This window comes from Myroides profundi (assembly GCF_000833025.1).
GTDB classification, from domain to species: domain Bacteria; phylum Bacteroidota; class Bacteroidia; order Flavobacteriales; family Flavobacteriaceae; genus Flavobacterium; species Flavobacterium profundi_A.
In genome coordinates, this window is the sequence record NZ_CP010817.1 from 3,032,969 (window position 1) to 3,046,466 (window position 13,498).

Consider the following 13,498-nt stretch of genomic DNA (forward strand, 5'->3'; position numbering starts at 1 on the left):
AATAAAAAAACAAGCAATGAAAAAAGGCGATAAGCTTAGTATTACCTAAGTTTATCGCCCCTTCTCTCTATAATATATAAGGTATCTCTTACGCCTTATTCACTATCTTTCTAATTTTATAATTAAATACTGCATATAATAAGGTCACAAATGGACTCAAATAATTAAAAAATGCATACGGTAGATAAGTCATCGTAGGAATACCCAATACTCCTGAGTGATATGCTCCACAAGTATTCCAAGGAATCAATACTGATGTCACAGTCCCTGAGTCTTCTAATGTACGGCTCAGATTCTCTGGTGCCAACCCTTTGGCCTTATAAGCATCTGAGAACATCTTCCCTGGTACCACGATAGATAAGTACTGATCTGATGTCATCACATTAATCGCTAAACAGCTGGCTACTGTACTAGCAAATAACCCAAATACATTATTAGCAATATTCAACAGAGCCATCGAGATCTTCTGTAATGCTCCAATAGCTTCCATCGCTCCACCAAAAAACATAGCACATAGAATCAACCAAACTGTATTCAACATACTTGCCATCCCTCCTGCTTCAAACAAGCCGTTAAGGCTCTCTAATGGCGACAAGATTCTGATATCTGTAGTCAGTGCTAGCATAACACCTTTATACGCATTATAAAAATTAAATGTATCTCCACCTGATACCGCTACTACGATGTCTGGCTGGAAGATTAATGCAAATACTCCTCCTAATAGTGTTCCTATCAATAGTGCTGCTATAGGCTGTACTTTCTTAACGATCAAAAAGACTACAAATACAGGTACTATAAATAATATAGGTGTAATATTAAATGTATCTGCTATAGCCTGTAAAGTCACTGATGTATCTACATCTCCTCCATGACCATATAATACTCCCAAAACAGAAAACAGCACTAACGTAACAATATAAGTAGGTACTGTAGTATACAGCATATATCTGATATGGGTAAATAAGTCTGTACCTGCCATCACTGGAGCAAGGTTAGTCGTATCTGATAATGGAGATAACTTATCTCCAAAATAAGCTCCTGATATCACAGCTCCTCCTATCATCCCTATAGGCATCCCTATCGCATTACCTATCCCAACTAATGCTATCCCTACTGTAGCGGATGTAGTCCATGAACTACCTGTAGCAATAGATATAATAGAAGTAATAATCAGACAGGCTGGTAGATAAATAGCGGGATGCAATATCTGTAACCCGTAATAGATCATACTCGGTATAATCCCACTTAGAAGCCAAGTACCTGATAAGGCACCTACTAATAATAAGATAAAGATGGCACTAGAGGTATCTCTAACATTATTTATAATCTGCGTGATCACCTTATCATAACTTACATGATTAAAGATCCCCACAACAGTAGCTATAGAACCACCTATTAATAAAATAAACTGATTCGTACCAGACAAGGCGTCATCCCGGAATACAAACACATTAATAGCTAATAATCCTACCAAAATAACAACAGGAATTAGCGATTGGAATAACGTGATTGGTTTCTCTACTTTGTCGTGTTTACTACTCATTTACTTAAATCTTAAATTTATTTTGATGCGAAAGTAACGATTTTACAGTTATATCTTATGCAAAATAAAACATATTACAATATAGTTGTAAAAAATACACATTTTACTTTACTGATTCATAGTTTATTATAAAAAAGAATGCTAATAAATTCAATTAAAGGTTTAAAAAAATTGTTAAAAACAAAACTAATCTCTATATTTACTACATACATCTAAAGTAATTTATATGTAATCTTTATGTACTATCTCTAAAGAAGAGACGCATTTAGATATAAAATATTGTTGTTTTGATGTTTTTAGAGGACATCATATTAAGCTACTTATCTACAATAAGTAGCTTTTTTATGCACCTATCACAGTGCTACTTATCAGCAGACCGTGTATACTCATACTTCATATTCAATGCCTTATTTGTTTTTTTTAACTATCCACAGTATTAATTTCACAAGGATTATTTGTCTAAGACTGAATCCCAAACTAACTTTGCTCTTATATCAAAACTCAACAATATGATAGTAAGACACAAAAAGCATATCATACAAATGCTTTTTATATGGAAGGGGTCTGTCCTTAAAAAAATATTTCCAACGCTACTGGCTATCTTTATATTCTCTTGGATTGTCTATTTTGCTCATTACCTATTTCCTGATGTAATAATCCCTCTTAATGTAGGAGCGTTTGCCTTAGTGGGGATTTCGCTAGCGATATTCTTAGGATTTTGTAATAGTGCGGCTTATGATCGCTTCTGGGAAGGAAGGAAGCAATGGGGAAGCCTAGTAATACACTCTAGATCGCTTGCCTTTCAGATTCAAAACTATATAGATGAAAGTCCTTCGTTCTCTAAAAAAGAAAAACAAGAAGGGATCAAACTTATTATTGCTTTCTGCTATCTCTTAAATAAACAACTGAGAGAAAAAACAGACTATGAAATAATACGTCAGTATCTGAAAGAAGAGGTGTATCAAGAAATGCTGACTAAGAAATTTAAACCTGCGTATATTCTTAATGAATTAACGAAATGGATAGCTGCACAGCAGCGTGCAGGTAGACTAGATACGATCACACAAGCTAGAATAGACAAGAATATCGATGAGCTATCCATAGTATTGGGAGCCTGTGAGCGCATCGTTCATACGAAGATTCCGTTTGTATACTTTGTTATTCTACACAGGACAGTCTATGTGTACTGCTTTATCCTTCCGTTTGGACTAATTGACCTTATTATCTGGACTATGCCGTTCTTTGTTACCTTCGTAGCGTATACCTTTATCGCGTTAGATGCTGTAGTAGCAGAGATAGCAGAGCCATTCGGAGAAGAAGAAAACGACCTTGCTCTAGATCAAATGTGTGCTAATATAGCTTACTCACTAAGCGAAATATCAGAAATGCCTCTACCAGAACTGATGACACCTGATAAGAACTATATCGTTACTTAATATATAAAGCACACCTAACCTATATCTATAAAAAAAGCACTTCTCTCGAAGTGCTTTTTAGTTATATTTAAGCGTTAATTAAATTTAAAGATTCTTGAAGTTCTGGTTTTTCTAGAACATAACCATTCACCCATTTCGTTAATCTATCTACATCATAAGGCAATAAATGATTAATAGCTTTATGAAGTTCTTTGTAAAATAACTTTGGATCAAAACTTACATTCTCAAGTATAGTTTTTGCGAAATCAAACATTAAACGTGTTTTCATATCTTTTATTTTTTATCTTACTACATAGTAAACATAGTCATTTTGAAAAGCATTTCCCGTTTTTCCCTCAGACTTTAATACAATTTTAGCAATTAATAATTGATTCTCATAATTTGAATAAATTGACTGAATTTTATTAAATAAATATTTCAATAATTTCATTTTCTGCAATGAGTTGATCTTATAAAAAAAGCACTTCCTATGGAAGTGCTTTTATCTTATGCGTTCAGTAATTCTAAAGATTGATGTAGTTCAGGTTTTTCTTGAACATAACCATTTACCCATTGTGTTAACTGATCTAAATCGTATGGTAATAAGTTCTGAATTGCTTTTTGTAATTCCTTATAAAATAACTTTGGATCAAAACTTACATTCTCTAATATCGTTTTGGCAAAGTCAAACATTGTTCTTCTTTTCATATTTGTAATACTATTGTAACACATGAGCTAAATTAGCACTTACAATAGCAAAACACAAAAATAAATGATATTTTATTATAATTTTAAGCATTTATACATTAAATAAACTTTTACATCTTAATATATAAAGCATTATCAATAAACATACATAAGTATTATATAAAAACACTATCCTTCCTCATAAGTTCACAAAATGTGTATTACACTATAAATAGGGGGATAAAAAAAATGAACTCTATTCATAACTAATCATGAATAAAGTTCATTAAATATGAAGATAAATTCTTTTCGACCGATTTACCCTGCTTTATACTATCCTGATAGGTACTACCTATCTTCTTTTTACTACACTAATACTGCTTTAGGAAATATTTTAATAAATCTGTCGTAGTCACTATCCCTTTTAAATGACCTAATTGGTCAACTATCGGAATAGAGTGATAACTCTGCTTTGACAATATTTCTGTCACCTCTTTTACAGTTGCTGTAGGAAGAGCACTTACTACCACTTTTGCCATTAATTGCTCTATAGAATACATATCATAAACAACAGAAGGCATATCCACTGACTCGTCTTCTACTACATCTACATAGCTGATTTTTATCAAGTCAGAATAACTGAGTACCCCTATTAGTTTATCACCTTTAACGATAGGGATATGTCTTATTTTATGCTTTTTAAACAATCTCTCTGCATCATATAAACTATCAGATAAAGTAAGAGTGATTAGCTCTTTAGTCATAATCTCTTCAACTGGAACCTTTTGTTTCATAACAATCAGATTTTAGTTAGACAATAGGCTTATAAAAAAGTCACCTTTTTATTACTTTAAATTTACGATACTTAGAGGAATATAACAAATTAACAGCCAATTGATTAATTCTATTTATCAATTAATTAGGCAATATCATTCTAATCAACAAAGGAATATCTTCATTCTCTATTCCTTCTACACTATAACACTGACTTTTATGACCATAAAAAAGCACTTTTGCATCTATACAAAAGTGCTTTTAATACAACCCTATATTTCCTTTCCATTTATATCAATAAGTACTGCTACGCCATTCTTTATCGCGGTAGCTTTACCATCTTTAAACTCTCCTATATGACTATAAGTAGTCGGTTCTAAAACGATTACCCCTTTATCATTCATAAAGCCTACATAGTTATTCAACATAATACGTGCTGTATTATCTTTAGTGAAGCGCTCTACCTTATCATATTTCGCTACTGATACTACCTTTTGTAACTTATCTACGATACCCCACTTACCTTTTTCTAAATAGGCAGCATAGCCTTTAAATAAATTTTCTACATCTGTATACTGACCTGGTTTAAATAACTCAATACCATTTTCATAATTAACAATAGTCAATAATCCATTCGTTCTCACTTTTGCTAACTTATCTCTAGTCAAAGCATAATCAGGTATTTCATATTTAGCGTGCACAGTCGTAAGCCCTACATGATTTACAAATCCGTATAGACCTCCTTTTACTAAATAGGCATAGCCTTCATTATTAAACTCACTGATGCGATCGTACATCGGGTTTATAACAATGATGCCTTGTTTATTAATCAGTCCCCATACCCCATTCTGTTTCATCCTAGCTACTAGAGCATTCGTGAAGTCTAACTCATTCTCATAAACAGGAGAAGTGATATGTACTAGATTAACAGATGCAAAGCCATGTAAATCATTCATCCCTTTCAACAAAATGACTTTGTTTGCATAGTCAAACTTTATCTCTTTATAGTTATCCTCTAAGATCTTTCCGTTCTGATTAAAGACATTATACATGGTCACTGAAGAAGTGTGAATAGTAAGCTTTCTATTACTCTCTTTGTCTGGCGTAGATATCTCATCATATTCTACAGCTAGAACTTCTTTCCACTGTCTATTAATAAGTCCACTCTTATTACCAAAAGACACTACTGCATGATTATCCTCTGCGAACTCATCTATATCTGTATATTTAGTCGGTTCTACCAACATATTCATTCTAGAGTCAAATACTCCTATATAAGGAGCCTTAAGTACTTTAAACACTCCTGCTTCATTAAAGGGATATATCTCAGTATAATAAGTATCTAATCGCTCTTCGAAGTTTTTATCTATTAAGTTCTTAGATATCTCATTCTTTTGTACTAATGCGTAGCCAAAAGAGTTATAGTTATCTATTCGCTCATAGGTTGGTTCTAAACGTTTATACGTTTTTAAATGGAATAACCCTATAGCTCTTTCTATACCTGGTATATCATTATAGATTCTCACCGTACCTTGGTCTTCTGTCACATTGATATCCTTATAATCCACAGGTAATACAACTTCCCAATTCTTATTCGCTAGCCCTAGTTTACCGTCTAGTGTTAGGATTGTCATATCATAAGGTAGTAAAGTCCCAATATTATCATACATCACAGGTAGAACTACTTTCCATTGTTTATTAATCACTCCCCATTTATCTTTCTGATTGACACGCGCAAAACCCTCTGCGTTAAACACAGTGATATTATCATACTCTGGAGCTAATAATACCTTAAACTCTCTGTTAATCACGCCCCACTTCTCTCCTACTTTAATACGCGCAAAACCTTGTTCGTCGAACTCTGTGATCTCATCGTATATCGGCTCTAAGATCACCTTGTGATTCTTATCAATGAATCCCCACTTCTCCCCTACATGTAATCTGGCATAACCTGATTTATCAAACTCAAATATCTTAAAGTCTGCTTCAAAACGAGGTGCTATAATTTCTTTCCAATCTTTATTTAACAGCCCCCATTTCTCTTTTAAAACTACTTTATAAGTAACTTCTACCTCATCATTAGACTCTTTAATCTCTTCGTACTTAGGCTCTAGAATCTTTCCTTCTGTGTTAATCATCCCCATCTTTAACGAGTCGATTAACATCGCTATGCCTCTAGTATCGAATTTAGTAATACTGTCATATTTAGCATTCGCCAATACCTTCCAATTCTTATTAATCAGACCTCTCTTCTTATTCTGCTCTACGATGATGTGATCTGCATTCACTCCTTCTGTTCCAAAATCGCGAATCTTAGTATAAGAAGGCTTGATTGCTAATTTCCAATCCTTGTCTATGATACCATACTTCTGCTCTATCATCACCTTTACATACTGCTTATCATAGTAGCCTGTAATCTCATCGTATAAAGGTTCTATTTTCTCTTCTCCCTTCGTATTAATTACTCCGCTTTTCTCCAACCTTACCACAGTCGCATATCCCTGTATACTAAAATCTTTAATATCATTATACGTAGGAGCGATCACAGGCTTGCCTAACATATCTATTATTCCCCATAACTTACTCTTCTTTACTCTTGCTATCTTATGTTGGTCAAAGTCTTTTACAGCTTCATACTGAGGTACCACTACCACAACATTAGCCTGCGGATCTCTGAATCCCCACAAACCACGCTCTTCAAAAGGGATAAGTATTTTAGGTTGATAATCTGGTTTCTCTTCTTTAGGTTTATCGCTCTTTTTATTGTCATCATTGCTACAAGAAAATGACAAGAAGCCTATTAATATAAGTAAGGTGATTTTTTTCATAAAAGTATAACGATTATTTGAATAGTTAACATATAGAATCAAACAAATTCATTAATCCAAATATATAAAAAATTAACATTATTTAGTAATTACACCCAAAAAAACAACAATATACATATCAAAAACACTAAATAATAAAATATATAAAAACAAAAAAAGATGATATACTTTATAATTATACCATCTTTTATGTTTGATTATTATATTTATTTTAAGAAATACACACAACTACCTTTCCTACAGTATTACCACTTTCTATACATAAATGTGCTTTATCCATGTCTTCGAAGTCAAAAACATGACTAATATGAGCCTTAACAATACCTTTTTCTAAGAGGTGAGCAATAATTTTCATATCTCGAGCACTCGAATAAACACACATAAAGTGACTGCCGTGTAACTGCTTTGCCTTAGCAGCAGCCTCATCCTCTTTCGTAGATCCTGAAGGTAAAACAACTATAGACCCAAACTCTTTAAGCACCCTGACAGACTTCTGAATATTATCTCTTCCGATAGCCTCTAAAACGAAGTCTATATCAGATAATACTTCCTCAAACTGCACACTTCTATAATCAATATGCTCATCTGCACCTAAGCCTAATACGAACTCTTTATTCTTAGCAGAAGAAGTACCTATCACGTACGCCCCTAAATGCTTAGCCAGCTGCACAGCATAGTGTCCTACACCACCAGCTGCAGCATGTATTAGTACCTTATCATTAGGTCTTAGTTTTCCATAACTCGTAAACGCTTGCCAAGCTGTTAGCGCAGCTAATGTAGATGCGGCAGCTTCTTCATGTGTGATATTACTTGGCTTTAATGCTATTTGATCTACAGAGACAGCGATATACTCTGCATAAGCTCTACCATGTCCAGGAAAATTAACCATTCCAAAAACTGCATCTCCTACTTTATACTCCTTGACATTCTCGCCTACAGATTCTATAATTCCAGAGAAGTCCCATCCTAAAATAATAGGATCATACTGCTCTAAGAGATTTGCAATCTCTACTTTATTTGCTCTAGTCAGAGCATCTACAGGATTTACACTTAATGCCTTTACCTTGACTAATACCTCTCCGGTTTTTAAAACAGGAATATCAATATCCTGAATTTGAAGCTTATCTACACCTCCAAATTCTTTTAACACAATTGCTTTCATATAATAATTACTTTTACACAAAAATAAACTGATACCAAGCTTATTAATAGGTACATTTTAATTATAAATCAGTATATATATGGCAAGAGAAAATATATATCAACCTTTTGAAGTATTCTGCGAAAAGTTTGATTTTTGCCCTCTACAGAATAGATTATTTAACTTTTTCGAGTTCGTGTTTGTAATATCTGGAGAAGGCTACCACATCGTTAATAATAGTAAGAATAAACTTAAGAAAGGAGACCTATACTTAATTACACCTGAAGACAAACACTCTTTTGATCTAACTAAGCAATCTGAATTCTTAGTTATACGTATTAATGACGAATATCTTAAACAGTCTAGTGCTTTAACTATTAACCACCTAGAATGTGTCCTTTATTACGCTTCACATCTATCTACTTCTATCATAACTGATGAGGAAGATAAAGAAGTAATATATCAAATAGTACAAAACTTAATCCAGAGTATACAAAACCCTAAAGCTTATAACTGTGATTTACAGAGACAATATATTAATGCCATCATGATTATCGCTACTCGTAATCTAATGCACTATACTCCTAAAAACTTAGAAACTAAGGATGAGCGCATATTAGATATCATCGCTTATATTCAACAGCATATCTATGACTTAAAGCTACTCACAGCTCAGGTTATCGGTGATAAGTTTGGGTTTGCACCATCTTATATCGGTTCTTATTTTTTAAATCAATGTGGAGAAACTATGCAGCAGTATATTATCTCCTACAGACTTAAGCTGATTAAACATCGCCTGTTATTCAGTGACCATCGAATAGGAGAGATTGCTTCTGAATTTACGTTTACAGATGAGAGTCATGCTAACAAATTCTTTAAGAAACATGAAAGTATGAGTATGTCGGCTTATAGAAAGACATATCAAAAAAGATAATCTTTTTTATATCAGAAATAGTTGTAATTTCATTCTGAATAAGCTTTTCCTTTTTCTATCTCTTAAAAAAGGTTATGCTGTTATTCATCAAACCATTATAACGCTTTTTTAAAAAAGACTTTATGAAAAACAAAATCAATTAGCCAAGAGTAGGTATTATAACAAGTACAATTATCTTCTTTATCGTAGCCATAACTTTTGAAATATTTGAGCTAGCTTCTCTTCCTGGTCAGTTCTTTGGTACATTATTAGGAGTTGTAATTACAGCTATTATTACTGTTCTCTTATTACAAGGACAAACTAAAAGTGAAGAGTCTAGAGAACGTCACTTATTAGTATTTGAAAAGAAACAAGAAGTTTTCTTTCAATTCTTAACGCAACTAAATACAATCTTACAACGAGAATCTCTTAGTCCACACTTATCTACAGGTAAGAAGATAGAGAAAGAAGTTAATAACCTACACGATCTGATCTTTGAGTTTGGTTTTCTTCAAATGCATACCTCAGCAGAGACCTTTGATAAAATCTTAGTTCACGTAGGTAATCTAATGACTGAAAGTCATCAGATCAAAATAGCAGAAAACCAATCAGTAGAAAAAGTAGAACAATACTACTTAACGCTTACTTCAGATTTCTTTGCTATCGTATCACTACTTAAGCATGAATTATACAATGAATTTTCTCCTCATATAGACAGGGATAAATTAGATAGAATCATTCGTCTATCTTTCTAACTAAAATAATAAATAAGGCTCTTGTTGATCAACAAGAGCCTTATTCTATTAAATAGCTTCTACTAAACTTTCTTCTCTCAGTTTTTTAGAGACATTCACCATCGCTATAAGCGCTTTTTCAGTCTCTTCCCAATGACGCGTTTTTAATCCACAGTCAGGGTTTACCCATAATTGCTTAGTTGGTATATAGTTTTCTGCCTTTTTAATTAAATACAACATTTCTTCTTCTGTAGGTACACGTGGAGAGTGAATATCATATACTCCCGGCCCAATCTCATTTGGGTATTTAAATGCTGCAAAAGCATCTAATAAATCCATCTGTGAACGAGAACACTCTATCGTAATCACATCTGCATCCATAGCTGCAATATGCTGTATAATATCGTTAAACTCAGAATAACACATATGAGTATGAATCTGTGTCTCATTCTTCACTCCTGATGCAGAAATTCTAAATGCTCTTACAGCCCAATCCAAATAACCATCCCATGCTGCTTTACGCAATGGTAAACCTTCTCTTATCGCAGGCTCATCAATCTGGATGATTTCAATATTAGCACTTTCTAAATCTACTACTTCATCTCTAATTGCTAAAGCTATTTGAGTACAAGTCTCAGACCTTGGGATATCATTTCGTACAAAAGACCACTGTAATATCGTCACTGGCCCTGTCAACATTCCTTTTACTTTTTGTTTAGTCAATGACTGAGCATAAGCAGACCAAAATACTGTTAATGGCTTACTGCGATACACATCTCCATAAATAACAGGAGGTTTCACACATCTACTTCCATAACTCTGTACCCAACCATTCTGAGTAAAAGTAAATCCTTCTAACTGTTCTCCGAAGTACTCCACCATGTCATTGCGTTCAAACTCTCCATGTACTAATACATCTAGCCCTATTTCTTCTTGCCACTGTATAGCTCTAGCCGTCTCTTGTTTTAATAAATCTTCATACTGTTGCTCTGTAAGCTCTCCTTTTTTAAACTTAGCTCTCCACTGTCTTACTTCTGTCGTCTGTGGGAATGAACCGATTGTTGTTGTTGGAAATAAAGGAAGGTCTAATGCTTTATGTTGTAAGGGTTGTCTTGTACTAAACGGAGCTTTTCGTTGTGCATCCTGTTCTGTAATTCCTTGTACACGTTTTTTGACTGCTTCATGATGTATTAATGCAGATGTACTTTTATTGTGTTGAGCTATTTTATTCTCTTGATAAACTGATACACTCTCTCTATCTACAACACTCGCTAACTTAGCTAAATCTACTACTTCCTGAACCTTTTGTTTAGCAAAAGCAAGCCATTGCTTGATTTCTGATGTTAATTTCACCTCCCCTTCTAAATCAATAGGACTGTGAAGTAAAGAACACGATGTTGCTATGATGATTGTCTCTTTCCCTCTTCGCTCAATAGCTTTATCTATCAATGTTAATGATTGTTCATAATCATTCTTCCAGATATTACGACCATCCACCACACCTAGTGACAACTTTAAACTAGACGGAGCCTTATTAAGTATCTCTTCTAGCTGCTCTTCATTACGCACTAGATCAATATGTAATACTTCTACAGGTAAAGCTACTGCCAAGGAAGTATTATCTTCTAGCCCTCCAAAATAAGTAGCTACAATTACTTTAAGATCTGGAAAAGTAGATTGTATCGTATTGTAAAACGATGTAATTGCAGTTTTCTGTTCTTCTGTTAAATCAAGAACTAGAAAAGGTTCGTCAATTTGAATATATTGAACTCCTTCATCTGTCAGACGTTTTATTATTTCAATATATACTGGTAATAAACTATCTGCTAAGCTCAATACATTAAAGTCTTGTTCTTTTGCCTTACCTAATAATAAATAAGAAACAAGCCCTAAGATAACAGGCTTCGTCTCTATACCAATCTTTTTGGCTTCTTTATATTCATCTACTACCTTTAGTGAAGTTAATTCAAACTGTTGTCCTTTATAAAACTCTGGTACGATATAGTGATAGTTAGTATCGAACCATTTTGTCATTTCCATAGCTGTAATATCAAAACCTCCTTTTTGATACCCTCTAGCCATTGCGAAGTATAAATCTAGTAAAGACAGTTCTTCATTTGTACGAAGAGGTTGATACCTTTTAGGAATAGCCCCTAAGGTTAAACTCCAATCTAATACTTGATCATAAAATGAAAAGTCATTAGAAGGGATTAACGTGACACCTGCTGTCTTTTGTAATTGCCAATTTTGATAACGAATAGTTTGTGCAACCTGTTCTAACTCTTCTCTTTCAATTTTCTCAGCCCAATACTGTTCATTTGCTTTTTTCAGCTCTCTTTGGCTACCAATACGCGGATAGCCTAATACTTGTGTTTGCATTTTCACAACTTTTTAAAATGGTTAATTAATCACTTAAAAAGTTCTCTCTTCTTAATGCAATACGCGGTAGTGGGGAAACTCTAATAGATAAGGTATAGCTATAGTATACCATCTCTACATGATATAGAAACAGTGTATCATAGCATCAAACCTGACTTATAGCTCTTTACCGCGAAAGCATTGTCAATTCAAAAATGGCAGGTCTCCTGACTTATAACTACACTAATCGCCCTTCCCGATTTTATATCAGTGAGCATAATATGACTAGTATATTCAATGTTACTTACAGTTGCGCGACAGCTCGTGATTCTCACACGATTCCCTTTTAATCTACAGTTAAGTAAAACCTATTTTCGCTTGATGAAGTATTTTAAGAACAATCTAAAATTCTAAACAAATATACAATTACAGAATACAACCATTACAAACAAACCATAATTAAGAATAAATAACCATACAAACTATTTTATAAGATTTTAATTCTATTATCATTACATTTGGTACCACTAAAACAAAATATTATTCTGATGCATAACCTAGACGAGACCGATTTAAAACTACTTCGAATACTGTGTGATAATTCTAACCTGACAACAAAAGAGATTGCTCAACAAGTAAACCTATCTGCTACCCCAGTATTTGAGAGAATAAAACGACTAGAAAAAGAAGGTTTTATCAAAAAATATATTGCTTTAATAGATGCTGAAAAGCTAAATAAAGGTTTTATTGTATTCTGCAATATTAAACTCAAACAACATGAGCGTTTTATCAATAACAAGTTTGTTGAAGATATTATGCTTATAGATGAAGTCGTTGAATGTTATAATATATCAGGAGATTTTGACTTTATCCTAAAAGTATATGCTAATGATATGAAGCATTACCAAGACTTTGTATTTAATAAATTAGCCATGGTAGATAGTATAGGAAGTACACATAGTTCTTTTGTGATGAGAGAAATTAAGAACACACATAATATCTCTTTTTAACCTTAACCTATTTCCCTTACTAACTACATAAAAAAAGAATGACTTAGATAAATTTATCTAAGTCATTCCTAAAATTTACTGCCTAACAAATCAAT

General features: G+C 33.2%; 11 protein-coding genes and 1 riboswitch. Of the genes, 4 read left to right on the top strand and 7 right to left on the bottom strand.

Translation table 11 applies throughout. The features are described 5' to 3' along the window. Positions 1-88: 88 nt before the first annotated feature. Positions 89-1,543, bottom strand: coding sequence for a Na+/H+ antiporter NhaC (gene nhaC, locus MPR_RS13315; RefSeq protein WP_041893307.1), 1,455 nt, complete (start codon positions 1,541-1,543; stop codon positions 89-91). Positions 1,544-2,052: 509 nt separating this feature from the next. Between nhaC and MPR_RS13320 the strand changes: the two genes are divergently transcribed. Then, positions 2,053-2,979 (top strand): bestrophin family protein, encoded by a 927-nt coding sequence (locus tag MPR_RS13320; protein WP_041893309.1) that lies wholly within the window; start codon positions 2,053-2,055, stop codon positions 2,977-2,979. 67 nt (positions 2,980-3,046) lie between these two features. Here MPR_RS13320 and MPR_RS13325 read toward each other — a convergent pair whose 3' ends face one another. From MPR_RS13325 to MPR_RS13345, 5 genes are all read right to left on the bottom strand, one after another. Then, positions 3,047-3,247: a hypothetical protein gene (locus MPR_RS13325; RefSeq protein WP_041893312.1), complete on the bottom strand. Its 201-nt coding sequence runs from the start codon at positions 3,245-3,247 to the stop codon at positions 3,047-3,049. Positions 3,248-3,465: 218 nt separating this feature from the next. Then, the gene (locus tag MPR_RS13330; protein ID WP_041895536.1) at positions 3,466-3,666 is read right to left on the bottom strand and encodes a hypothetical protein; all 201 of its coding nucleotides are present in this window, start codon (positions 3,664-3,666) and stop codon (positions 3,466-3,468) included. A gap of 350 nt (positions 3,667-4,016) precedes the next feature. Further along, positions 4,017-4,439, bottom strand: a complete 423-nt coding sequence (locus tag MPR_RS13335; protein WP_041893315.1) for a CBS domain-containing protein — start codon at positions 4,437-4,439, stop codon at positions 4,017-4,019. Between the two features lie 252 nt (positions 4,440-4,691). Then, positions 4,692-7,247, bottom strand: coding sequence for a WG repeat-containing protein (locus tag MPR_RS13340; RefSeq protein ID WP_041895539.1), 2,556 nt, complete (start codon positions 7,245-7,247; stop codon positions 4,692-4,694). A 211-nt stretch (positions 7,248-7,458) separates the two neighbouring features. Continuing rightward, the gene (locus tag MPR_RS13345) at positions 7,459-8,409 is read right to left on the bottom strand and encodes an NADP-dependent oxidoreductase (protein ID WP_041893317.1); all 951 of its coding nucleotides are present in this window, start codon (positions 8,407-8,409) and stop codon (positions 7,459-7,461) included. Positions 8,410-8,488: 79 nt separating this feature from the next. Here MPR_RS13345 and MPR_RS13350 point away from each other — a divergent pair, with 79 nt between their 5' ends. Both MPR_RS13350 and MPR_RS18955 read left to right on the top strand, forming a co-directional pair. Next, positions 8,489-9,322, top strand: coding sequence for an AraC family transcriptional regulator (locus MPR_RS13350; protein ID WP_041893321.1), 834 nt, complete (start codon positions 8,489-8,491; stop codon positions 9,320-9,322). Between the two features lie 494 nt (positions 9,323-9,816). After that, positions 9,817-10,056 carry a hypothetical protein gene (locus MPR_RS18955; RefSeq protein ID WP_235280451.1) on the top strand — a complete coding sequence of 80 codons (240 nt, stop codon included), beginning with the start codon at positions 9,817-9,819 and terminating at the stop codon, positions 10,054-10,056. A gap of 48 nt (positions 10,057-10,104) precedes the next feature. Here MPR_RS18955 and metE read toward each other — a convergent pair whose 3' ends face one another. Continuing rightward, the gene (metE, locus tag MPR_RS13360) at positions 10,105-12,414 is read right to left on the bottom strand and encodes a 5-methyltetrahydropteroyltriglutamate--homocysteine S-methyltransferase (RefSeq protein WP_041893324.1); all 2,310 of its coding nucleotides are present in this window, start codon (positions 12,412-12,414) and stop codon (positions 10,105-10,107) included. A gap of 179 nt (positions 12,415-12,593) precedes the next feature. Then, positions 12,594-12,781: riboswitch (cobalamin riboswitch) on the bottom strand. A 160-nt stretch (positions 12,782-12,941) separates the two neighbouring features. On the opposite strand from metE, the gene MPR_RS13365 reads away from it, so the two are divergent. Further along, positions 12,942-13,403: an Lrp/AsnC family transcriptional regulator gene (locus MPR_RS13365; protein ID WP_041893326.1), complete on the top strand. Its 462-nt coding sequence runs from the start codon at positions 12,942-12,944 to the stop codon at positions 13,401-13,403. Positions 13,404-13,498: the final 95 nt, after the last annotated feature.